At 61.1% G+C, this 23,930-nt stretch carries 20 protein-coding genes; 5 read left to right on the forward strand and 15 right to left on the reverse strand.

Features of this window, described 5'->3' with window-relative positions; translation table 11 throughout:
• Positions 1-63: 63 nt before the first annotated feature.
• The 4 genes from DK391_RS35790 to DK391_RS35805 form a co-directional block, all read right to left on the reverse strand.
• Positions 64-1,476 carry an efflux transporter outer membrane subunit gene (locus DK391_RS35790; RefSeq protein WP_109482731.1) on the reverse strand — a complete coding sequence of 471 codons (1,413 nt, stop codon included), beginning with the start codon at positions 1,474-1,476 and terminating at the stop codon, positions 64-66.
• Positions 1,469-2,647 carry an efflux RND transporter periplasmic adaptor subunit gene (locus DK391_RS35795; RefSeq protein WP_109482732.1) on the reverse strand — a complete coding sequence of 393 codons (1,179 nt, stop codon included), beginning with the start codon at positions 2,645-2,647 and terminating at the stop codon, positions 1,469-1,471. The genes DK391_RS35790 and DK391_RS35795 overlap by 8 nt, the downstream gene beginning before the upstream one ends.
• Complete coding sequence (locus tag DK391_RS35800; RefSeq protein WP_109482733.1) at positions 2,637-5,828, reverse strand: efflux RND transporter permease subunit; 3,192 nt, start codon at positions 5,826-5,828, stop codon at positions 2,637-2,639. Before DK391_RS35800 ends, DK391_RS35795 begins: the two co-directional genes overlap by 11 nt.
• Positions 5,829-5,905: 77 nt before the next feature.
• Positions 5,906-7,171, reverse strand: a complete 1,266-nt coding sequence (locus DK391_RS35805; protein WP_109482734.1) for an MFS transporter — start codon at positions 7,169-7,171, stop codon at positions 5,906-5,908.
• A gap of 139 nt (positions 7,172-7,310) precedes the next feature.
• Between DK391_RS35805 and DK391_RS35810 the strand changes: the two genes are divergently transcribed.
• Entirely contained in the window at positions 7,311-8,231 is a 921-nt protein-coding gene (locus DK391_RS35810; protein ID WP_109482735.1) for a LysR family transcriptional regulator, read from the forward strand.
• 9 nt (positions 8,232-8,240) lie between these two features.
• Here the strand turns inward: DK391_RS35810 and DK391_RS35815 are convergent, their stop codons facing one another.
• From DK391_RS35815 to DK391_RS35825, 3 genes are all read right to left on the reverse strand, one after another.
• Positions 8,241-9,725: a CoA-acylating methylmalonate-semialdehyde dehydrogenase gene (locus DK391_RS35815; RefSeq protein WP_109482736.1), complete on the reverse strand. Its 1,485-nt coding sequence runs from the start codon at positions 9,723-9,725 to the stop codon at positions 8,241-8,243.
• A 356-nt stretch (positions 9,726-10,081) separates the two neighbouring features.
• Positions 10,082-11,002 (reverse strand): alpha/beta hydrolase, encoded by a 921-nt coding sequence (locus DK391_RS35820; protein WP_109482737.1) that lies wholly within the window; start codon positions 11,000-11,002, stop codon positions 10,082-10,084.
• Between the two features lie 27 nt (positions 11,003-11,029).
• Positions 11,030-11,935 carry an alpha/beta hydrolase gene (locus tag DK391_RS35825; RefSeq protein ID WP_109482738.1) on the reverse strand — a complete coding sequence of 302 codons (906 nt, stop codon included), beginning with the start codon at positions 11,933-11,935 and terminating at the stop codon, positions 11,030-11,032.
• Between the two features lie 82 nt (positions 11,936-12,017).
• Here DK391_RS35825 and DK391_RS35830 point away from each other — a divergent pair, with 82 nt between their 5' ends.
• Positions 12,018-12,404, forward strand: coding sequence for a MerR family transcriptional regulator (locus DK391_RS35830; protein WP_109482739.1), 387 nt, complete (start codon positions 12,018-12,020; stop codon positions 12,402-12,404).
• Positions 12,405-12,425: 21 nt separating this feature from the next.
• Here the strand turns inward: DK391_RS35830 and DK391_RS35835 are convergent, their stop codons facing one another.
• Complete coding sequence (locus DK391_RS35835) at positions 12,426-12,878, reverse strand: Rrf2 family transcriptional regulator (RefSeq protein WP_109482740.1); 453 nt, start codon at positions 12,876-12,878, stop codon at positions 12,426-12,428.
• A 231-nt stretch (positions 12,879-13,109) separates the two neighbouring features.
• On the opposite strand from DK391_RS35835, the gene DK391_RS35840 reads away from it, so the two are divergent.
• A complete protein-coding gene (locus tag DK391_RS35840; RefSeq protein ID WP_109482741.1) occupies positions 13,110-14,192 on the forward strand; it encodes an alkene reductase in 1,083 nt (360 codons plus the stop codon).
• 49 nt (positions 14,193-14,241) lie between these two features.
• Here the strand turns inward: DK391_RS35840 and DK391_RS35845 are convergent, their stop codons facing one another.
• The 3 genes from DK391_RS35845 to DK391_RS35855 form a co-directional block, all read right to left on the reverse strand.
• Positions 14,242-15,222, reverse strand: coding sequence for an alpha/beta fold hydrolase (locus tag DK391_RS35845; protein WP_109482742.1), 981 nt, complete (start codon positions 15,220-15,222; stop codon positions 14,242-14,244).
• Positions 15,223-15,366: 144 nt separating this feature from the next.
• The gene (locus DK391_RS35850; RefSeq protein ID WP_109482743.1) at positions 15,367-16,566 is read right to left on the reverse strand and encodes an ABC transporter substrate-binding protein; all 1,200 of its coding nucleotides are present in this window, start codon (positions 16,564-16,566) and stop codon (positions 15,367-15,369) included.
• A gap of 143 nt (positions 16,567-16,709) precedes the next feature.
• Complete coding sequence (locus tag DK391_RS35855; protein ID WP_109482744.1) at positions 16,710-17,504, reverse strand: alpha/beta hydrolase; 795 nt, start codon at positions 17,502-17,504, stop codon at positions 16,710-16,712.
• A gap of 113 nt (positions 17,505-17,617) precedes the next feature.
• On the opposite strand from DK391_RS35855, the gene DK391_RS35860 reads away from it, so the two are divergent.
• A complete protein-coding gene (locus DK391_RS35860; protein ID WP_109482745.1) occupies positions 17,618-18,535 on the forward strand; it encodes a LysR family transcriptional regulator in 918 nt (305 codons plus the stop codon).
• Between the two features lie 217 nt (positions 18,536-18,752).
• Positions 18,753-19,880: an alanine--glyoxylate aminotransferase family protein gene (locus DK391_RS35865; protein WP_109482746.1), complete on the forward strand. Its 1,128-nt coding sequence runs from the start codon at positions 18,753-18,755 to the stop codon at positions 19,878-19,880.
• 23 nt (positions 19,881-19,903) lie between these two features.
• Here DK391_RS35865 and DK391_RS35870 read toward each other — a convergent pair whose 3' ends face one another.
• The 4 genes from DK391_RS35870 to DK391_RS35885 all read right to left on the reverse strand — a co-directional run bounded on the left by DK391_RS35870 (position 19,904) and on the right by DK391_RS35885 (position 23,929).
• Positions 19,904-21,058 (reverse strand): hypothetical protein, encoded by a 1,155-nt coding sequence (locus DK391_RS35870; RefSeq protein ID WP_109482747.1) that lies wholly within the window; start codon positions 21,056-21,058, stop codon positions 19,904-19,906.
• A gap of 248 nt (positions 21,059-21,306) precedes the next feature.
• Positions 21,307-22,023 carry a GntR family transcriptional regulator gene (locus tag DK391_RS35875; RefSeq protein ID WP_109482748.1) on the reverse strand — a complete coding sequence of 239 codons (717 nt, stop codon included), beginning with the start codon at positions 22,021-22,023 and terminating at the stop codon, positions 21,307-21,309.
• Between the two features lie 8 nt (positions 22,024-22,031).
• A complete protein-coding gene (locus DK391_RS35880) occupies positions 22,032-23,120 on the reverse strand; it encodes an ABC transporter ATP-binding protein (protein WP_109482749.1) in 1,089 nt (362 codons plus the stop codon).
• A gap of 14 nt (positions 23,121-23,134) precedes the next feature.
• The gene (locus DK391_RS35885) at positions 23,135-23,929 is read right to left on the reverse strand and encodes an ABC transporter permease (RefSeq protein WP_109482750.1); all 795 of its coding nucleotides are present in this window, start codon (positions 23,927-23,929) and stop codon (positions 23,135-23,137) included.
• Between the last annotated feature and the right edge of the window lies 1 nt (position 23,930).

The raw sequence follows: 23,930 nt of genomic DNA on the forward strand, positions 1-23,930 counted from the left end.
CACCCGCTTTCTCTAATGATACGGCCACCACCGACCTCTACACGCGTAAGATCGTCGGCAGCGTCAGTTGTGTCTAAGAGACAGGCCCCCAACTGCATGAATCAAATCCACACCAGCATCCAGCTGCTGCGTGCGCAGCACAATCACACTCCGCTCTGCCGTCAATGCCGCCGACTGCGCCTCAACCACATCCAGATAGCTCACCGCCCCACGCCGATACCGCGAAAGCGACAAATCAACAGAAGTCTCAGCAGCATTAGCAGCATCCTGTTGCTGCCCGGTCGCCGTACCGAGATCATCAAGCAGCGTCAGATCATCTTCCACCTGCCTGAATGAAGCGAGCACAACACTCCGATAACGTGCACCTGCCTCTTCAGTGGCTTCCTTCGCTGCATCGAGCTGGGCGCGCCGCTTCCCGCCATCCATCAGATACACGGCAAGCGACGGCCCGATCGCCCAATAGGAACTCGGCAGGCTGAACAGAGACCCCAGCGCCGAACTCTGCACGCCACCCTGCGCACTCAAGGTCAGCGACGGAAAATATGCCGAGCGCGCCACGCCAATCCGCGCATTGGCCTCCGCCACCCGTCGCTCGGCCGCGGCAATATCGGGCCGCCTCTGCAGCAACGCCGACGGCACGCCAACGGGAATCGTCGGCAACGCAATGCGCCGCGTACCCGGCTCGATGTGGAAATCGGATGGCGATGCCGCCACCAGCACCGCAATCGCATGTTCGAGCACGGCGCGCCGCGCCCTGATCTGCGTCAGGTCCGATTCGGCCGACGACAACTGGTTGCTCGCCCGCGCCACGTCGAGTCCCGATACGATCCCCGCGCCATGCCGGGTGCGTGTCAGGTCGAGTGCCTTCTGATAGGCCGCATCGGTTGCCTCGACAAGCTCGATCTGCTGATCGAGACCGCGCAGATCGATATAGCTGCGCGCAAGCTCGATCTCCAGACTCAGTTGCGTCGATGCAAGATCCGCCTGGCTGGCCTGTCCTTCGTCCTTGCTGGCCGCAACGGAATCGCGCACGCGTCCCCACAGGTCCACTTCGTAGTCGACCTGCACGCCGAGCGTCGCCGAGTTGTAGTCGGTCGGACCCGTCGGGCTGCGCAACGGCCGCGTGTCCGATTCGCGCGCACGCTGCACATTGCCCGCCGCCGACACCTGCGGATACGCCTGGGATTTCACCTGCCTGATGTACGCCTGCGCCTGCTCGTAGTGAAACAGCGCAGCCCGCAAATCGGGATTGCCCGCAATCAGGCGCTGCTCGAGCGCATCCAGTTCAGGCTCCTGATACACCTTCCACCATCCCGCCCGGTCGATCTGATCCGCCGGACTCGCAGCCGTCCATGGACCCTGCGTGCTGTACTGCGCGGCGACAGGCACATCGGGCACTTCATAGTGCGGCGCGAGCGAACACGCGGCGAGCAACACCGCGCTGGCAATGGCCGCGAACGTCAGAGACCTAGCCATGATTCGCTCCCTTGCCCTTCGGGGCAATCACCTGCACACGGTCGCCTTCTACGAGACCATCGGGCGGTGCGTCGATCACGCGGTCGCTATCCGTCAGGCCCGAACCAATATCGACGGCATTGCCCAGATCCTGCACGATCGCGACCGACTTGTAGTGAACCGTGTCGCGACTATCGACGGTCGCGAGCCGCAAACCTTTCTCGTCGAAGATCAGCGCGCTGGCCGGCACGCGCAACGCGCCCGCGCGTGCCGGCAGCGTAAAGCGCAGATTGACGAAATCGCCGGGACGCAGCAGATGGTCAGGGTTGTCGACCAGCAACTGCACCAGCGTGGTTCCCGATGCCGCGTTGACGGAATCGGCCAGCCCCACCACAGTTGCCGTAAAGCGTTTGCCGGGATATTCCGGCACCGTGAAGGTGCCCGTGCCGCCCTTCCTGATCACAGGGGCATATTCCTGCGGCACCCGCACGTACACCCGCAGCCTGTCCACGTTCGACACGGCAAAGAGTTGCGGCCCCGTCCCGCCGCCTGCATCGATCAATGCGCCGACATCGGTGTTGCGCGCGGTGATCACGCCGTCGAAGGGCGCGACGATCTTCGCGAATGCCTTCGTCGCAATCAGTCTGTCGAGATTGGCCTGGGCCGCCGCGACGCGCGCCGCTTTCGATGCAGCGTCCTGGCTGCGCTCATCGACTTCCTGATGCGACACGGAGTCGGACGCGAGCAGGCTTTGCCAGCGTGCCGCCGTGGTCTTCGCGAGTTCGGCATCGGCTTTTGCGCTCGCAAGATCGGCTCGCGCCTGATTCAGCTGCTGATCGAGCTCGGGTGTTTCGATCTCGGCAAGGGTTTCACCCGCCTTCACGGGCGTGCCGATATCGACGCGCCACGATTTGAGGTAGCCGCTGACGCGCGCATAGATCGGCGCGCTCTCGAACGCTTCGAGCCGTCCAGGCAGATCGAGCGCGCCGCCAGGCACTTCTCTCGCCGGCACGACGACGTTCACGGACGGCACGGCCTGCGCCTCGGTCCATTCCTTGATCTGATGCCCGTGCTTCGCGCGCAACGTCACGCCGCCAGCCACGATGAGAATGGCGAGCGCGCCGCCGATGATTCCAGCCAGTGAAAGCTGACGTTGCGCCAGTGCGCCACGCGATGTAGGTTCAAATGACATGATATGAATCTCCGGAAACTGCCTTCGCCGGAGCATGACCCCGACGCGAATGGATCATGCAAAAGACAGCGGGCACGAGGAACAGCGTGGCCACCGTCGCGAACAGCAATCCGCCGATCACCGCGCGGCCCAGCGGCGCGTTCTGCTCGCCGCCTTCACCGAGACTCAGTGCCATCGGCGCCATGCCGATGATCATCGACAGTGCCGTCATCAGCACGGGACGGAAGCGGCTCACGCCGGCCTCCAGAGCGGCCTTGAACGCATCGCCGTGCAATGCGAGACGCTCGCGGCAAAAGCTCACCACCAGGATCGAATTGGCCGTCGCCACGCCCATGCACATGATGGCGCCCGTCAATGCAGGGACCGAGAGCGTGGTGTCGGTCGCGAACAGCATCCACACGATGCCCGCCAGCGCACCCGGCAACGCGGCCACGATCACGGCGGGATCGGCCCACGACTGGAAGTTGACGACGATCAGCAGATAGATCAGCACGACCGCGCCGAGCAGCCCGAACGACAAACCGGCGAACGCGTTGTTCATCGTCTGCGCCTGGCCCAGCAGCACCACCCTGGCGCCCTTCGGCGCGCCTTTCGCGTTGGCGGCGATGATGTGCCGGATGTCGGCAGCGATTGCGCCGAGATCGCGGCCTTGCGTCGTCGCGAACAGCTCGACCATCGGCTGCACGTTGTAGTTGCTGACAACCTCGTTGCTCGCCGTGCGATGAATGCCCGCCACGCCACCGAGGATCTGGCCTTCGTTGGCCGCCGCTGCGCCCGACAGCGGCAGGTTCACCAGCGACGACAGCGAATCGAGGCTGTATTGCGGCGTCTGCAGCACCACCGAGTACTCCACGCCATTCGCCGGATTGAGCCAGTAGGTCGGATTGATCTGACTGGAACCCGCCATGTGCACCACTAGACTGTTGGTGACATCGCGCTCGGTAATGCCTTGCAGCGATGCACGGTCGCGATCCACGTCGATATTGAGTTGCGGATTCGACTGCGACTGCTCGATGCGTGCATCGACCACACCTGGCACGTGCCGGATCTGCCGCAGCAACACATCGGCGTAGGCGAAATCCGCAGGCAGATTGTTGCCGCGAATCTGCACGTCGATCGGTGCCGGCGAGCCGAAGTTCAGGATCTGACTGACGATATCGGCGGGCGGGAACGAGAACGTGACGCCGGGAAACGCGCGCGGCAATGCTTCGCGCAGCGTGCGCACATAGGTGGCCGTCGGCTGATGGCCTTCCTTGAGCGAAATCTGGATGTCGCCATCCTGCGGACCGATCGTGCCCGTGTTGTTGTAGGCCGTGTTGATCGAACTGGTCGACAGGCCGATGTTGTCCACCATGGTGCCCAGTTCGGCAGGCGGAATGGTCGCACGCACCTGCGCCTCGACTTCGGCGAACACTTCGGAGGTCCGCTCGACGCGCGTGCCGACGGGAGCACGCACATGCAGCAGAATCTGGCCTGCATCGACATCAGGAAAGAAGTTGCGGCCCAGCAGCGGCATCAACGCAAACGACAGCACCACGAACGCAAAGAACATCGGCACGAATCCGCGACGGCGTGTCAGCACAAGCTCGAGCATCGCGCTGTAGTTCGAACGGAGGTTGTCGAAGCTGCGCTCGAACGCGCGATGAAAGCGGGCAAATGCGCCCGGCGCTTCATGCCGCGTCGCTTCGCCCGCTTGTGCATGCGGCTTGAGCAGATACTTCGCCATGGTCGGCACGAGCGTGCGCGACAGCACGAACGACGACACCATCGCGAAGATCACCGATTCCGCCATCGGCACGAACAGGAAACGCGCTACACCGTCGAGAAAGAACATCGGCACGAACACGATGCAGATGCACAGCAACGACACGAATGCGGGCGTGACGATCTGCGCAGCGCCATCGAGAATCGCGCTCTCGACCGGCTTGCCCTGCTCGAGATGCCAGTTGATGTTTTCGATCGTGACGGTGGCATCGTCGACGAGAATCCCTACGGCGAGTGCGAGGCCGCCGAGCGTCATGATGTTCAGCGTTTCGCCGAGCATCGACAGCATGGAGATCGAGCCGAGAATCGCGAGCGGAATCGATGTTGCGATGATGAGCGTCGAGCGCCAGCTGCCGAGAAACAGCAGGATCATCACGCTGGTCAGCAAGGCCGCAATCAGCCCTTCACGTGCCACGCCTGTAATGGCCGAGCGCACGAAGATCGATTGATCGCCGATGGCATCGATCTGCAACGCGTCGGGCAACGACGCTTTGGCATCGTCCACTTTCTTTCTGATGCCGCTGATGATCGCCAGCGTCGACGCCGAGCCGTTCTTGTACACCGTGAGCAGCACCGAGCGCTTGCCCGCCACATGCACGATGTTCGGCTGCGGCGGACTACCGTCCGCCACGTCGGCGATGTCGTGCATATGAATCACGGTGCCGTTCGCCGCCTTCACGGGCAGATCGGCGATGGCGCCGATGGTCGTCGGTGCATCGTTCAGTTGCAGCGTGTATTCGTAATTGCCGATCTTCTGCGTGCCGACGGGTGTCACGAGGTTCTGCACGCCGAGCGCGTTGAGTGCATCCTGCGCGGACAGACCGAGCGCTTCGAGTGCCGATGGCTTGACGTTGATCTGAACCTGCCGGTCCTTGCCGCCGAACGGAAACGGTATCGCAGCACCGGCTACCGTCGCCAGAACCGGACGCAACTGGTTCTTGCCGAGGTCCGCGAGGTTCTGTTCAGACAGCCCCTTCCCCGACAGCGCGAGCTGAATGATCGGCACCGTCGACGCGTTGTAGTTGATGATGAATGGCGGCGTCGATGCTGGAGGCAGCTGCTTGAGAATCTGCTGCGAAATGGCCGTGACCTGCGCATTCGCCGTACCGATGTTGGTGCCCGGCTGAAAGAAGATCTTGACGATGCCATAGCCCGTCAACGACGTTCCCTCGATATGTTCGACGCCGTTCACCGTGGTCGTCAGCACCCGTTCGAACGGAGCCATCACACGGCCTTCCATCTGATCAGGCGACAAACCCGTGTATTGCCATACGACACTGATCACGGGAATGTTGATCGACGGGAAAATATCGGTTGGCGTACGGAAGGCCGACAGCACACCACCAATCAGGATAACAACGGCCAGCACCACGAAGGTGTAGGGCCTTTTTAGCGCAATGCGCACGATGCCAAGCATAAACACTCCACTGCTTCAGAGCCGGTTGAAACGCGGATCTTCGCGAGTGCCGGCGGTCAGACTCCCTGTGCCCCGATTCAGTCCGGGTTCGACGACACTCCATTCGTTTGAACCGCTACTTCAACTTGCGCACCTTGCTGGCGCGTTTTGCCGCGCGGCGTGCCAATCATGTGAATGGCGGTGGCAATCAGACCGAGCGCAATGCCGAAGGCGACGATGCCCGTCCAGCCGAAACGCGTCATCAGCCAGCCGCTGATCACGGTGCCGAGCGCTCCGCCAAAGAAGGTCGCGGTCATGTACAGACTGTTGATGCGGCCTTGTGCTTTCGGATCGACTGAGAAGGCACGCGTCTGGTTGGAAACGAGACCCGCCTGCACGCCGATATCGAGCACGATCACGCCGATCACCAGCAACGCCAGCGATGTGTTCGCACCCGAGCGCAGCACATAGGCGGCAGTCACGATGCCGATGCTGGCGCCCACGACGCGGCGCGTCCCGATGCGGTCGGCCGCGCGGCCGCTGAACGAAGCAGCGAATGCACCTGCCGCGCCGATGATGCCGAAGCCGCCCGCCCATGCACTGCCGAGATGCCACGGGCCGCTCGCCAGCAGCGCCGCAAGGTTGACCCAGAACGCGTTGAAGCAGGCCCACAGCAATGCCTGAACGATCATCGATTCGCGGATCGGCTTGTTGTCGCGCGCCAGCGGCCACAGCGACGCGAGCAGACGGCCGTACGAAAGATTCGTGGAAGGCACACCGCGCGGCAGCAGCACAGCGGCGGCGATCCACACCGGCACCATGAATGCCGCTTCGGCGCCATAGACTGCCCGCCAGCCATACGCCGCGCCGATCACGCCCGCGATCGTGCGGCCCAGCAGAATGCCGAGCATGATGCCGCTGACCACCGTGCCCACCGACTTGCCCCGCTCGGCTGGCAGCGACATCACCGCCGCGAACGGCACGAGTTGCTGCGGCACGCAGCTGACGATGCCAAGACCGAAGCAGGCTGCGATCAACGCCCAGATGCCGGGTGCGCAGGCTGCGCCCACGCCGAACACGATAGCCAGTGCAATCTGTGCGAGCACCAGCTTGCGCCGGTCGAAGCGATCGCCGAGCGGCAACAGCAAGGCCAGCCCGCCGGAAAAGCCGAGCAACGCTGCCGCTGCGACGAGATCGACTGTCGTCAGATCGACATGCATCGATGCTGCGATCAACGGCAGGATCGGCTGGGTGCAATAGAGGTTGGTGATCACCGCGCCCGCGATGATCGCCATCATGACGATCTTGCCGCGCGACGCGATGGCGGGTGTATTCAAACTCTCGTTTTTGGGCAGGCCGCGCAAGACGTTCTCCTTGATCCGAATGACTGTATTTGCAGCGATATGCTGCAGTTCCAGACTCAGGTTTGAACGTTACGCGCTTGATTTAGCCAAGAGAATCCATCAGGATTAGGAATCATCCTTCCATCGTTTGATAGGCTTCATGAACCGTCTCGAATCCATGTCGATCCTCATTGCCGTTGTCGATGCAGGCAGCCTGTCGGCGGCTGCGCGGCAGCTCGACATTCCGCTGGCATCCGTCAGCCGCAAGGTGGGAGAACTGGAATCGCATCTGAAAACACGTCTGCTTCTTCGCACGACGCGTCAGCTTTCATTGACGGAAGCGGGTGCCTCATACGTCGCCGCATGCCGGCGCATTCTCGAAGAGATCGGCGAGGCCGAGCGCGCTGCAACGGGCGAGTACACGGCACCCAAGGGAGAACTCACGGTAACGGCGCCCGTCGTATTCGGGCGTCTGCATGTCGTGCCCGTCGTGGCGGAGTTTCTCGCGCACTATCCCGAGATCGACATTCGTCTCATCCTCACGGATCGCGTCGTGCATCTGATGGACGAGCATGTCGATGCCGCGATCCGCATTGGTGAATTGCCCGATAGCACGCTGATGGCGACGGGCGTCGGCAAGGTGCGCCGTGTGGTTTGCGCGAGTCCCGCGTATCTCGCAGCGCGAGGTGTGCCCGCCGAACCTAAAGATCTCGGCGAGCATGAATGCATCACTTTCGAAGTACTCGAATCGATGCGTGCGTGGTCGTTTGGGTCGGGCAAGTCGGAGCTTTCGGTGCCGGTGCGCTCGCGGTTCGCCGTCAACACGGCAGAGGCCGCGATCGACGCCGCGATGCTCGGCGTCGGCCTCATCCGTGTGCTGTCTTATCAGGTTGCCAGCGCGGTTCGCAGCAACTCGCTGGCCGTGGTGCTCGATGCATTCGAGTCGGCACCACTGCCCATCCAGCTCGTGCACAAGGGCCAGGCGCCCTTGCCATTGAAGCTGCGCGCGTTCCTGAACTTCGTGACACCTCGTCTGCGCGAGCGTGTTTCGCGCGAACTCGCCGACATCACGCCCGTCTGACGGCTTCGATTACTGCTGTGTGTCAGGCCAATGCTGCATCACGCTCTTGTAGTGCGTATAGAAGCGCACGGCCTCTTCGCCATACGCGTGATGATCGCCGAACAGCGAGCGCTTCCAGCCGCCGAACGAATGCCATGCAGGCGGCACCGGGCTCGGCAGGTTGATGCCCACCATGCCCGCCTGAATCTTGCGCGAGAACGTGCGCGCAGCACTGCCATCGGCTGTGTAAAGCGACACGCAATTGCCAAGCTCGTGTGCGTTGACCAGCGCAATGGCCGCCGCAAGATCGGGCACGCGAACAACCGACAGCACCGGCCCGAAGATCTCTTCCTTGTAGATCTTCATATCAGGTGTCACGTTGTCGAACAGCGTACCCGCCAGGAAGAAGCCTGCTTCGTGACCCGGTACAGTGTGGCCGCGACCGTCGACCACCAAGTCCGCGCCCGCCGCGAAGCCTGCTTCGATATAACCCGTCACCTTGTTGCGATGTGCCGCGCTGATAAGCGGCCCCATGTCGAGATCGGGTTCCATGCCACCGCCGATCCTCAACGCACGCACGCGCGGCGCGAGACGCGCGATCAGTTCATCGCCGGTACGGCCCACCGCCACCACGACCGAGGTCGCCATGCAGCGCTCTCCGGCTGACCCATACGCCGACGCGATGATGGCGTCGACTGTCCGGTCGAGATCGGCATCGGGCATCACCACCAGATGATTTTTCGCGCTGCCCAGCGCCTGCACGCGCTTGCCGCGTTTGGCCCCTTCGGCGTAGATGTATTCTGCAACCGGCGTCGATGCAACCACCGAGATGGCCGCCACATCGGGATGCTGGATCAACGCGTCGACCACCGACTTGTCGCCGTGTACGACGTTGAAGACACCCTTGGGAAAGCCTGCTTCGATGAACAGTTCGGCGAGGCGGATCGACGCCGAAGGCGTGCGCTCCGAGGGCTTGAGAATGAACGTGTTGCCGGTTGCGGCGGCCATCACGAACATCCAGCAAGGCACCACCATCGGGAAGTTGAACGGCGTGACGCCCGCTGTGACACCAAGCGGTTGCCGCAGATTCCAGTTGTCGATGCCGCCGCTGATCTGATCGGTGTAATCGGTCTTCAGCAGATTCGGAATGCCACACGCAAATTCGACGATCTCGATGCCTCGCATGACCTCGCCTTTCGCGTCTGAAAACAGTTTGCCGTGATCGCGCGTGATGATTTCGGCGAGTTCGTCGGCGTGCTGTTCGAGCAGTTCCTTGAAGCGGAACATCAAACGGGCCCGCTTGATCGGCGGGGTTTCGCTCCATGTTTCGAAGGCCGCCTTCGCAGCGGCAACGGCAGCCGATACTTCGGCGCTGCTCGCGACGGGTACGTGCGCCGTCAAAAGACCTTGCGCCGGATCGTAGACATCATTGAAACGCCCACTGGCGCCCGCAGCGTGAACGCCGTCGATGAAATGATCCAGTTCGCGCACCATGGGTTGATCTGCTTCGCTCATATCTGCTCCTGAAGTGGAAGGTGGGCGCTCATGCGCCGCCATACCGCGCCTCGAGGCAAGTACGATCGGCATCGACGCCGATCAGCCTGAAGGCTCCAATAGGTGCAAATGTAGGCGGTCGAATCAGGGTTCGGACGTCATGGCCGGACACAACAGTCTTGCCTGTCAGGAACAAGTTGCGATGTCGGTGAGAGAAACCGGCGTGGGCGTGGCCGGCTGCCTGTCGACAGATCCGCACCGCTTGACGGCCAGGAGCCGCTCGCCACGCTTTCAGCCGGCTTCATCTGACCTGACAGGCACATTGGTGCAATGGATGGATTTCTGCGTTTCAGGTTCTTGGGATCACCGAGGGAACGTCATGATCCACAAAACGCGTCTGCAAGAAACGGCATGAGCGCGGACAGCACCTCGTCGGGCGCATCCTCAGGCAGCAGATGGCCGCCGGGCAGCGCCCTGCCTGTCACATGCGCGGCCCACTTCGACCACACGTCGAGTGGTGACACCTTGCGCGAGCGCTGCTCCTGCTCGCTCCATAGCATCAACACGCGGCATGCGAGCTTGTTGCCTGCATCGAAATCGTCGGCATCATGCTGAAGGTCTTCTGCCGCTGCCGCACGATAGTCTTCGCAGATGGCGTGACGCACGTCAGGATCGCGAAACGCAGCGCGATAGTGATCGAGCGCCAGCGGATCGATCCTGTCGAGACCGCCCGCCATCTTCGACAGTGCGGCATCGATGAAGGCATCGGGGTCGGCAGACAGCATGCGCTCAGGCAGATCGAACGGCTGTGCGAGAAAGAACCAGTGCCATGCATTCAGCGCAAAGCGCGTATCCACGCCCGCGAACGCATCGAGCGTGGGGATCACGGTCAGCGATGCGTATGCGGCAACACGCGCGGGATGATCGAGCGCCAGCCGATACCCCGCACGCGCGCCGCGATCATGCCCGGCAACGGCGAACTGCTCATGCCCCAGATGTGTCATCAAACCGGCAAGCGCGTGCGCAACGCGACGCTTCGTCCAGCGCGGCTGGTCACTGCCGGTGCGGCTCGCGCCGTATCCAGGCAGATCGGGCACGACGACGGTATAAGACCGCGCAAGCGCCGGCGCAATCAGCCGCCACGCAACATGCGTTTGCGGATAGCCGTGCAGCAGCAGCACGGGCGGTCCCGATCCGCCTGTCACGCCACTGAAAACCACGCCATCCGTATCGGCTTCGAGCCTGCTGAAACCCGGAAAAAAGCCGTCTGAAGACAGTCGAGCGGTGCCGTGCGTCATGATCGATCCTTGCGGGTGTGGTGCTGTCTAGCGTGTCACGGACTGGACAAACTCCGCCAGATCGCGATTGAACCGCTCGGGTTCCTCGATAAAGGGCGCGTGACCCGATTCGGCGTAGACCTTGCTGGCGATGCGCGGGTTCAGTTCGGCTGCCCGCGCGAGTGTCTGCCGCGTGTCGACGAGAGCATCGCGTCCGCCGTAGATGAACAGCAACGGCACGTGTGCGCGGCCAAGCCCTTCAGCCGCAAACACGCTCATGCCAGGGACGGCTTGCTGCATGTCCCACGACGCCATCGCGGCATTAGCCAGTAGACGTGAGAAGGTCTGCGCATCGGGCTGCCTGTTGAAGCACAAACCAACGAACGTACGTTCGCCGTCCAGATGCGTTTTCAGATCCGGCGAAGTCATGTCGCGATACACCTCAGGATGCGCAACGATCTGCCCTGCTGCCAGTTCGACCACGCCATCCACATACACCGCGCCGGCAATATCGCCATCGCCATAGGCTGCGAGATAGTTCGAGATCACGACACCGCCGAGCGACCAGCCTACCAGCACGGGCTTCGCCGCGTGCGAACCCTTGATTACGGCAGCGAGATCGTCGGCCCAGCGGCGTCCGTCGCGATACGGTTCCGCGCCGGCAGGCTTGTCCGACAGGCCGTGACCACGCAGATCATAAGTAATGATGCGGTACTGACGCAGCGCCGGGCTATGCACCTGCCCGTCCCAGTTCAGACGGCTGCCCAGCAACCCATGAATCAGGATGATAGGCGGACCGTCAGGATTGCCGCTTTCCTGTACGTCGAGCCGCACGCCGTCCTTCGATACGACCGTGTAGCTGGAAGGTGCAGCGACGGCGCCCGCCGATGCTGCAAACAGCGTGCTGGCCGAGACGGCAGCAAGCAACGCGCGATAGAACATTTGCCCAAGCATGATGAACTCCAGAATTAACAGACTCCAGCTTCAACCCTCACACTGATGTGAGAGTCAAGCGAAATCTGCTATTCTTTTTTTCATGAGCAAATTGCCTGCAGAGAAGTTACTGACCATCGGCGAACTCGCGCAGATTACGGGCGCGAGCGTGCGCTCTATCCGTCATTACGACGAGCACGGTCTGCTCGCGTCGGTGCGCGCCAGCAATGGGTATCGTATGTTTCCGGACAAGGCCGTCACGCAGGTGCGGCAAATTCAGCGGATGATTGCAACGGGATTCACCATCGACGATATTCGCGCGTTCCCGGATTGCATGTTGCTGATAGACGGTGCCCGCTCGTGCGATCAGATCAGCGACGTGCAGCGCAAACGTCTCGATGCTATTGACCAGCAGATTGCGGATCTCGAGCGCCGCCGTGCGCGCCTGCTAAAGACGCTATCCGAGGGCGCGGTTCCGCCCGTCGAATAACGGCGTGGCACAGCGCAGGGTTCAGCGGGAAGTTTTAGAACGCTGCGTTTCCATTGTCTCGGCGAGCACTGCCGAGATCGTTTTTGCCGCCAGCGTGTTTCGCACGGCTTCGTCGATCGAATCGTAGACGCGGCTCAATGTCGGACCGACACCACGCCCGACGGGACACCGTTGACTGGGTTGCGTCGCATGCAACGCGAACTGTGGCCCTTCTTCGAGCGCATCGAACACATCCAGCAAGGAAATGTCATCAGCCGGTTTTGCGAGGCGCCACCCCGCGTTGACGCCGCGATAGCTTTGCACCAGACCCGCCTTCGCGAGATATCCAAGCGTGCGCCGGATCACCACAGGGTTGGTCTTCACGCTCGCTGCGATGCGTTCGGAGGTGACGGGATCATCAGGGCGATCGCGTGCGACGAGCGCCATCCAGGCCAGAATGTGAGTGGCCACCGTGAGGCGGCTATTCGCGCTCATATCGCAGATTCCTATATTACCTTCAGATATAACTATATTGGTTACATCTGAAGCTGTCAATTTTCGAATCAAACATCGTTCAATTGCGAAATTCGAATCTTGTTCTTCCGATCTGCATGGACTACGATGTAACAACTATTGTTACATCAAGTAGGGGCTGGCGTGCCGTGCATCGGCACATGCGCGTTCTGTGAGCGCCCAGCAATCGACTACCAGAACGAGGTTCACTCAATGACGACACTGTTCGACCCGATCCAGATCGGCGCACTGCAACTGCGCAACCGCATCATCATGGCGCCGCTTACCCGCATGCGCGCCTTCGACGAACGCGCGCCCGGCCCGCTGAACGCGCAGCATTACGCGCTGCGCGCGAGCGCAGGGCTGATCATCACGGAAGCAACGTCGGTGACGCAGCAAGGCGTCGGCTATCCGAATACGCCGGGCATCTGGAGCGAAAAGCAGGGCGAAGGATGGAAGCAGGTCACGTCGGCAGTTCATGCGAATGGCGGTCTGATCGTGTCGCAGCTATGGCACGTCGGACGTGTGTCGGACCCGGTCTACCAGGACGGACAACCGCCCGTCGCACCGAGCGCCATCGCACCCGAAGGCCACGTCACACGTATCCGTCCCATGCGCGGCTACACCGTGCCGCGCGCACTGGAAACAGACGAGATTCCCGGCATCGTCGAAGATTTCCGGCGTGGCGCGGAGCATGCCAAACGCGCCGGATTCGACGGCGTCGAGCTTCACGCGGCAAACGGCTATCTGTTCGATCAGTTTCTTCATGACGGATCGAACAAACGGACGGATCGCTATGGCGGTTCGATCGAAAATCGTGCGCGCTTCCTGCTTGAAGCCGTCGATGCGCTGCTCACCGTCTGGCCGGCCAACCGTGTTGGCGTGCATTTGAATCTGATGTCGAGTTCGTATTCGATGCACGACTCGAATCCGCGCGCCCTGTTCCGCCATGTGGCCGAGCAACTGAACGCTCGCGGCATTGCGTTTATCTTTGCGCGCGAGTCGCTGGATCGTGGCGACGAACGCATCGGGCGCGATGTCCGGCGCATCTTCAATGGCGCGTTTATCCTCAATGAAGGGCTGACGAAAGAGAGCGCCGAACAGGCTATCGCGCGAGGTGAAGGCGACGCCGCAGCATTCGGGCGGCACTTTGTCGCCAACCCCGATCTGGTCGAGCGATTCCGGCGTGGCGCAACGCTGAACACGGTCAACCCCGAGACGATCTATACCGACGATGAAGCCGGATACAACGACTATCCGTTGCTCGATGAAGCCGTCGAAACCGCAGACAAGTAAGCGGTTTAATCGATTGTGGGATGCATAGGGTGCATCCCACGATTATCAGCTACGGGTTCGCTTTGGCAGTCTGTTGACTGCCAAGACTTTTGTTAAAGAATCGCAGCGCCATCTGATCGAACTGGTGATGAAATTCAGTCCGGTCGAATCCCTGTGCATCGTCGCAGATCTCGGGAGCACTTTGCTTGAGCGATGGCGAGCACGGCGCGAGAAAGGCGAAATGTGCGGCCTGCGGCACGACATGAAACTCAGGGCGCTGAGGCAGCGCATCGGCAAGCGCCGGTGATGTTTCAGGCAATACACCGTCTCCGCCATATTGTGATGCCCAAAGCTGGATGGGCACTTGCACATGCTTAAGATCGCTGCGCTCGGGAAACTCATTGAGCGGATCGGCCAGTACATAAGCCTTGATTCTCGCGTCATGCACGACCGTGACAGGCGGCAGGTTGCTCTGGTGAAGTTCCTTGCAAATAGGATAGTTATCGTCGCAAGGCACGTTGGCATGAACGAAGTCGGGATTGCCGCCCGCTAATGCAAGCCCTGTGTAGCCGCCGCGAGAGAAGCCAAAGAAGCCGATGCGGCTTGCGTCGATTCTGTCTGCTTCCGGGGCCGTGGAGACCATGTAGTCGATCAACCGCTTGATGTCGATCGGTCGCTCGATGAACTCCAATAGTTCGGCTGCACGGCTCATGTCGGAGAATGTGTCGCCCGGATGATTGATCGCTGCGACGACGAAACCGGCGTCTGCCAGTGTTTCGGCAAGATCGTGATGCCCGAAGTACGATCCGCCGTGGCCGTGCGAAATCACGACGAGTGGCAAATGATTGCCGGCAGTGGGACAGTCGCGCCGGCCATGCAACACATAGGGGCCAATGGTCAGATCCTGTGCGGGATCGGCGCATGGCGTCCATATGGCGGCTTTCAATGCGGGGCCGCTGGTATCTGCTGGAATGGTGACGAATCTGATGCCTGCTGCGTGAGCGAATTGCGAGGACAGGCAAAGAATCCATATCGCCAAAAGTGTTCGCATGGGCTGTCGCCTTACGGAATGTCAGAGCATGTACACGTCCGGGCCGCGTCGGGTCATGATGCGGCGAGTTGCATATTACCTTCTATCGCTTCCCGTTCAACTCGCCGGTCATACGTTGCATGTGACTGCCATTCACGATTGCTCTCATTTCCATAGCGGGCAGCGTGATTCGGCTTTGGTGCCGAAAGCCTGCTCGCCGGCAACGGTGTCGACAACCTTGTAGTAGTCCCACAGCTCTTTCGATTCCTCCGGCGTTTTTACCTGCATCAGATACATGTCGTGAATCATGGTGCCGTCGTCGCGGATATACCCTTTCGTGTAGATGTCGTCGATCTTCTGCCTTTTGAGTTCTGCCATGACCTGACCAGGGTTGGTCGATCCGACACGCTGAACCGCTTTCAGATAGGTCAACGTCGCGGAGTAATCGGCTGCGTGCAGGCTCGTGGGCATTCTTTTCGTTTTGTCGAAGAAGCGTTCGGACCACTTGCGTGTCTGCGCATCCTTGTTCCAGTACCAGCTGTCGGTCAGCAGAAGATGCTGCGCTGTCGCCAGACCCAAACTATGAATATCCGTGATGAAGACGAGTAGCGCGGCAATGGTCATCGTCTTCGGAATACCGAACTGGTTGGCAGCCTTGATCGCATTGACGGCATCGCCGCCTGCATTGGCAAGCGCAAGAACCTGCGCATTCGATTGCTGCGCCTGCAGCAGGAATGAAGAGAAATCGGAAGCCGATAACGGGTGACGCACCGCGCCGAGAACCTTGCCGCCATTCGCCTTCACGACGTCTGAAGCGTTCTTTTCCAGCGACTTGCCGAACGCATAGTCGGCCGTCACGAAGTACCAGGTCTTGCCGCCTCGTTTCGTGATGGCGGAAGCGGCAACCTTGGCGAGCGCCATCGTGTCGTAAGCGTAGTGCACCGTGTAGGGTGTGCACTGTTCGTTGGTCAGCGTATCAGCTCCCGAGCCTACGTTGATGTAAGGGATCTTCTTCTCACTCGCGATCTGGTTAGTGGAAAGCGCCGTTGCCGAATTCGTTCCGCCGATGATCATATCGACGCCATCCCGATCAATCCATTCGCGTGCCACGGACGCGGCGATGTCGGCCTTGTTCTGATGATCGGCGTATAGCACTTTGACAGGGATGCCGTTGACCTTGCCGCCGAAGTCGGCAACCGCCATGCGTATAGCCTCGAGGCCGCCCTGTCCGTCTCCTTCGGCGTACAGGCCGGAGAAGTCGGTGATGAACCCGATCGTCACGGCGTTGCTATCGGCCCATGCATTGCCCGATGCCGCCGCCCCGGCGACTGCTGTGACGATGCCCAATACAAGATGCATGAACATCCTTATGCGGGATACGGTGTCCACTGATGTCTCCTCACGCATGGCTACAGTGTGCAGGATGGTCGAATCCGTTAGCGAATGCGACCTCCGTGATTTTTTTGTCTCGATCCATCCATCAGATCATGCCACTGTGCAACGATCACTCACACCGCAATCCCCGATTCGATCCCCGCAACGAACCGCGCGATGATTTGCGCCAACTCAGCCGGCGCCTCCAGCGGTGACAAGTGCCCGACTCCGGGCAAGATGTGCATCGCAGCGTGCGGGATACGCGGCATCAGTTCCGCTTGAAGCGTTGCCACACGATCCACCTGATCGAGTTCGCCCGAGATGACGATAGTCGGTGCGTCGATCGACACGACCTCCGCGCTAATGTCTTCCCGCATCGCCACATTCGGCCAGCCCGCTTTGGCCTGCGGCGCGCCCTTCAGACTGTCCTCGATCACCTGCTCGCGCTGGGTCGCATCGAGTGATTTCGCCGTCAGCACGTGATCGATCACGAACTCGACCGATTCGCGCGACTGATAGGCGCCCGTCAACATCGCGCGTTCTTCGTCGGAGAGCGACGCGGGCGACGGCGGCGACGGCGCCACCAGCACGAGGCCTTCAAGCCCGCGCGGCCGGTGCGAGGCGATCAGTTGCGCGACCTTGCCACCCATCGAATGCCCGACGAGAACGTAGCGCGCAAGACCTAGCGCCTGAATCACGCCTTCGGCATCGACGGCAAGATCGGCGATGCCGTAACCATCGACATGCGCCGCGGACTTGCCCCAACCCCGGTGATCGGTCGCGACGATGCGATACCCGTCGGCTAGCGCGCTCGCCACGCCGTCCCATGTCCGCGACGAGCCGCCGTAGTAATGCAGGAACACCAGCGCCAGATCGCCGCTGCCCTGCTGCGCAACGTGAATCCGCGTCCCGTTCGTGTCGATTTCCATTTCCGGCCCCTTTCCGTGAGTGAATGGCTGAATGGTAGATTCAAGTCTTCTGCTTGATAATTGCTGCAACAGTGTCGTCAGTCGATAATATGGTTATCGAATGGGAGGGCAAAATGGACCGGTTGACGAGCTTGGGCGTATTCGTCGCGGCTGTCGAAGAAGGCAGTCTCGCCGCTGCCGCGCGCCGGTTCGGGCTGTCGGCGGCAATGGCCGGCAAGCACGTGAGTGCCATCGAGGATGAATTGAATGTCCGGTTGCTGCAGCGCACGACGCGGCGTTTGAGCCTGACCGAGGCGGGCCAGACTTACTATGAGCGCAGCAAGCACATCCTCGAAGCCTTCGATGAAGCGAACCGTGAAGCAGCCGATGCACAAGGCTCAGTGCGCGGCGTGCTGCGCGTAGCGGCCCCTGTGACGTTTGGTGCAATGCACCTGGGCGAAGTCGTCGCGCGCTATCTGGAGGATCATCCTCACGTCGACGTGGAAGTGCTGCTCGGAGACCGCTATGTCGATCTCATGGATGCAGGCATCGACGTGGCAATCCGGATCGGACGGCTGAAAGATCCTGGCGTGGTGATGCGCCGGCTTGCGCCGTGCAGAATGGTCGTGTGTGCCTCGCCTTCATACCTCGAGCGCCACGGCACGCCGCACAAGCCGGACGACTTGCGGCGCATGACGCGGCTTGCGTTCAGCGAGGCCGTGTCGGGCGGCGACTGGACCCTGCTCGATGCGAGACATCGCGCGCACGTCATCGACGGGCCATGCCGGATGGCCGTCAACAATACGCAAATGCTGCTCGCCGCTGCCCTCGCTGGAGCGGGTATCACGTATGGACCGACATTCGTGTTTGGCGAGCACCTGCGGCGCGGCGAACTGGTGCCGCTGCTGCCGGCCTATCGTGCAGCCGATCTCACGATTCAGGCGGTGTATCCGAGCGCACAGCGCATACCGCTCAAGGTGCGCCGGTTCGTCGATTACCTCGCCGGAGCGTTCGGCGATGATCCGCCTTGGGACAGGAAAACAGGCGCTTGAACGCGACGTGACGCGCTTCAAGACCGCACTGCAGCGAAGGTTCACAATCGTGCCGATTATTGCCGCTTGAGTGTTTTCAAACGCTGTGAGCCGACAGTTTCGGCATGCCGGAGAAACCCGATATGTAGATGCGCACGTCTCGGCCGATGCCGTTGCAGTTGGCTTTCGATAGAATCTGTTGTCGGTTCCTTTATTCGAACTATTACCGGAGACGAACGTGCCAGGCTTACTCCCCGATGTCGATCCCGATGGACTCCTCGAATACTCAGTCGTTTATACCGACCGATCAATCAATCACATGTCGCAGCTTTTCCAGGGCGTCATGCGCGACATTTCCGCGTCACTAAAGAAGGTCTATAACGCAAACGCAGTCGTCGTGGTCCCCGGCAGCGGGACGTTCGGCATGGAAGCCGTTGCGCGGCAGTTTGCGACGAACAAAAAGTGTCTGGTTATCCGCAATGGCTGGTTCAGTTTCCGCTGGTCGCAGATATTCGACATGGGCGGCATTCCGTCCGAGTCCGTCGTGTTGAAGGCGCGGCCCGTCGAACAGGGAAGGCAAGCTGCATTTGCACCGGCTCCCATCGAAGAAGTGGTCGCCGCGATCAACGAACACAAACCGGATCTGGTCTTTGCACCGCATGTCGAAACGGCATCGGGAATGATGTTGCCTGACGGCTATGTGCGCGCGGAGGCTGACGCTGTCCATGCGGTTGGCGGCATGTTCGTGCTCGATTGCATCGCCTCGGGTACGGTGTGGGTGGACATGGTGGCGAGCGGCGTCGATGTCCTGATCAGCGCGCCGCAGAAAGGATGGAGCGCATCGCCCTGCTGCGGACTGGTCATGCTCAGCCCGCTTGCACGCGAAAGAATCGACGCCACGACCAGCACCAGTTTCGCCTGCGATCTGCGCAAGTGGCTGCAGATCATGGAAGCCTATGAGAAGGGTGGCTTTGCCTATCATGCGACGATGCCCACCGACGGACTCGCGATCCTTCGCGATGTCATGAAGGAAACCGATGCATATGGTTTCGACAAGGTGAAAGCAGAGCAGCTGGAACTGGGTGCGCGTATCCGTTCGCTCTTGACCGGGGCGGGCTTCAGGAGCGTCGCGGCTGAGGGTTTTCAGGCTCCGGGCGTGGTGGTCTGCTATACGGATGACGATGGGATACGCAGCGGCAAGAAATTCGCCGATGCGGGATTGCAGATCGCAGCCGGCGTGCCGCTCGAATGCGACGAGCCAGCCGACTTCAAGACGTTTCGGATTGGGCTGTTCGGGTTAGACAAGCTGCATGATGTCGAAGGGGCAGTCAAGCGGTTCGCGCAGGCGTTGGAGAGCGTGCGTTAGGGTCTGCGCGAGGCCAGTGGCACTCAGAACAGGCTGGGCCGCTGCTGGCGGCGGCCCTGGCCTTGCGCCAGCTTGCGCGCCTTCTCGATCTTGCGTGCGGTCTCGGTGAGCTCGGTGGTCGCCTTCGTGTTCAGTTCGTAGATGAACTTGCCCTTGTCGATGTCGGCGAAATCAACCATGACGATGTTGGGCATGAACACCTTCAGCGCGACACCGTTCGTGTAATCGGTCGACGAGACATAGGTCGGCAGCCGCGATTCGATCGCCTCGCCGAAGCCGGCCATCCATAGCTCGGTGAGTGCGGTCGGACGGTTGTCCGGTCCCCACATGGTCGAGTTGCGCTCCCGGATGCTTCGCTTCAGGCCGGTGGTCGTCCAGTACATCATCCCCATTACCTCGGGAGCGGAATTGCGTGCGCCGACTAACATCAACGCACTCTGCTTCTCGATGTTGGACGCGATCTTGCCCATGTCGCTGTCGCCGTTGAGCGCGTTCGTGCCGCCCTTGCCGACGTATTGCAGGCCGTCGTAGCCGCTGCTGTAGCCAGTGCCATCCTCGAGGCGCTTGCAACCCCATATCCCGGTCGACGACAGATAGCCCTGGCCAGCGACTTCGTCGATGCCTTTCTGCGTGAAGAGCACGACGACGTGTTTCTTCAGCTGGTCGAGTGTCTTCTCGTTGAGGCTGCCCGTGTCCATGTAGAGCGAGGTGCCCAACTCCCGCGTGCAGATCTCCGCGATGATCGCCCAGTTCGTGCACTTGTCGATTTTCAGCAGCAGGAATTCGCTGCCGTTGTATTTCACGAAGTCCTTCGCCTGTTTCAGCATGTCGACGAGCCGCATGCCGAACGCGCCGTCCAGTGGCAGCTTGGTGGTCGTGACGTCAGTCCTTCTGCCACCTAGATCGAAGACCGTCTTGTCTTTCTTTTCCTTCAGGTGCGTCAGCTTCGGATCGGCATGGAAGGCCTTCAGCGTCACCGGAGCGGAAGACAGCGTCAAATTCTTGGTGGCTGCAATCCGCAGATCGAACAGGCGCACGCCGGCCTTGGCCTGCTCGAAGATGTCGAGATCCTGAGTCTGGACGTTGGCGTCGCCGCCCGTGATACCCGCGTCATGGCTGCCGGCGAACACGATGTCGCAGAGCCGCTTGCCGCCGCCCAACCTGTAGTAGGTGATCATGGCCGTCGTACCTCCGATAGAGAGTGCGTATTCCAGGCAAGTCTCAGGCAAATCGAACGCTCATTCCATACGTAAGCAAACATGCAACCACGGCTATCCGAATGCGCATGCCCCGCGTAAGTGAACGCTGAGGACGTAGCGATACGGATCTGAGTGTTTTTACTCCGAGATTTCCTCGCTGGTCAAACCATTTCGGCGTGTGCGCATCGACTCGACGACAAGCGCGAGTCGATGCATCGATAAAAGCCTTACATCGGCCCTACTCCACTGCGTACGGCTGCATGCTCCTGCCCTTCGCGCAACACCTGGCGAGCGATCTCCGCCACCCGCTCGACGTGCGCCACAGCGGCATCGCGAGCCTCGAGTGGGGCATGCGCACGGATGGCGGCCAGTATCCGGCGCATCTCCTGAACGGCCTGGCGCCCGCGATCGTCGGAAGCGATCGTCAATGCTCTCAACCGGTTGATCCGCGCCGTGAGCGATTGCACGATGTCCCACGCGACGCTCTTCTTGCCGCCCGTGAACATGCACTCATAGAAAGCAGACGTGAGCGCGCGCACAGCCTGATGATCCTGTGCATCGAACGCGGCTTGAATCTTTTCGATGCATCCGGCGAGTTCCGAGTGAGTGCTTTCGTCAGCGTGCTGCGCGCAGGCCATCGCAGCTTCGCCCTCCAGTAGCGCGCGTATTTCGTAGATCTCCGCGGCCGTATCGAGATCGAGTATCGCGACAATCGGCCCCTGGTTCGGAAGCGAATCGACCAGTCCTTCTGTTTCCAGATGCCGCAGTACTTCACGCACGACTGTGCGACTCACGCCCAGTTCTTCACACAGCGTACGCTCGACAAGCCGCTCGCCGGGCCGAAAATGCGCATCGACAATCGCGGCACGCATTTTCTCCAGCACGAGTTCGCGCAACGTCGTCGTGCGGCGCTCGACTTTCAGCGATGGCAGTGCGTCACTCATGGCCGTCGTCACGCCTGAGCGAAGAGCCGCACATCGCGTGTTTCCCATGCGACGAACGCTTGCGTACCGACCGAGAGCCCGTTGTCATGACGCTGCCCAGCCGGCATGCGAATAGAAATTTCCTGTTGCCACGGCGTGGCCACCGCGTAATGCATCGCATCGCCGAGATACGTGATGTCGCGCACGGTGACAGGCAAGCCCGCCGCGCCATTTGCATCACGCAATGCCTGAATGCGCATCTGCTCGGGGCGAATCATCAGCGTGCCATCGTCGCCTGCCGTGAGCGCGGGATTGAAACTGCCCGACGACACCTCGAGTCCGTTAGGGAACACGCCGTGCATGCTGCCGTCGTTATGCGACGTCACGCGCACAGGCAGGAAATTCGAATTGCCGATAAAGCTCGCGACAAAGCGTGATGCCGGATTCGAGTACAGTTCTTCGCCCGTACCGACCTGTTCGATACGCCCCTTGTTGAATACAGCGATGCGATCCGACAGACGCAACGCTTCTTCCTGATCGTGCGTTACATAGAGAATCGTGACGCCCGTTTCCTGATGAATACGCCGCAATTCAAGCTGGATTTCTTCACGCAGTTTCTTGTCGAGCGCGGAGAGCGGTTCGTCCATCAGCAGCACAGGCGGATCGTAAGCCAGTGCGCGCGCAATCGCGACACGCTGTTGTTGCCCGCCCGACAGTTGCGCGGGCATCCGGTCGCGGCATTCGGACAGATGCACGAGCTTGAGCATCTGTTCGACTTTCGCCTTCACCTCCGCGTCGGGACGGCGGCGCACGCGCAGCGGAAACGCCACGTTCTCGCCCACGGTCAGATGCGGAAATAGCGTATAGCGCTGAAACACCATGCCGATGTTGCGCTTGTTCGGCGCAACCGAAAGCAGCGGCTTGCCGTCGAGCAGCACACGCCCTTCGCTCGGCTCCTGAAAGCCCGCGACGATATACAGCGTCGTGCTCTTGCCCGAACCCGACGGCCCGAGGAAAGTCATGAACTCGCCTTTGCGCACGTCGAGAGAAACCTGATCGATGGCGACCACGTCGTCATATGTTTTGCGCAGGCGCTGGATTTGCAGGTATGCAGTCATGTCGTTCACCTCGGTTATCGTGCGCGGCGCAGCACCGCGCCCGCCAGCATCAACACAGTCGTCAGGCCGACCAGCAACGAAGACGCCGCCGCGACGACAGGCGTCAGGTCTTGCCGCAGCGTTGCCCAGATACGCACGGGCAGCGTCTGCAGCGTGGGGCTTGCCATGAAGATCGAGACCACCACTTCGTCCCACGATGCAAGGAACGAGAAGATCGCGGCAGCAAAGATGCCGAGCCGGATCGCAGGCAACGTGACGCGCAGCTTCACTTCGAGCGGCGACGCGCCGCATATCAGCGCGGCATCTTCGAGTGCGGTATCGAAGCTCGCGAGCGAGTTGCTGATCGAAATGATCGAGAACGGCAACGCGATGATCAGATGGCCGATCACGAAACCCGTCATGGTGCCGCTCAGGCCGATGCGCAGGAAGAACGCATACAGTGCGACGGCCAGCACGACAACGGGCAACACCATCGGCGTGAGGAAGAACGCCTGCACGGCGTTGCGTCCGCGAAACTTGCCGCGCACCAGTGCCAGAGAAGCAAGAAAACCGATCAGCACGGACAGCACCGTGACGATCACCGCGAGCTTGACGCTCGTCAGCAGCGAGTCGATCCAGCCGGCGTCGGTGAACAGCTGGCGATACCACTCCAGTGTCCAGCCCGGCGGCGGAAAGATCAGCCACTGCGAATCGCCGAACGACAAGGCGACGATGAATACGATAGGCAGCAGAAGAAACAGCGCGACGGCGGCGCCAACGGCAAGCAAGGCCCAGCGCAACGCGCCCAGACGGTCGAAATCGAGCAACATG

This window comes from Paraburkholderia sp. C35 (assembly GCF_003121405.1).
Lineage (GTDB): Bacteria > Pseudomonadota > Gammaproteobacteria > Burkholderiales > Burkholderiaceae > Paraburkholderia.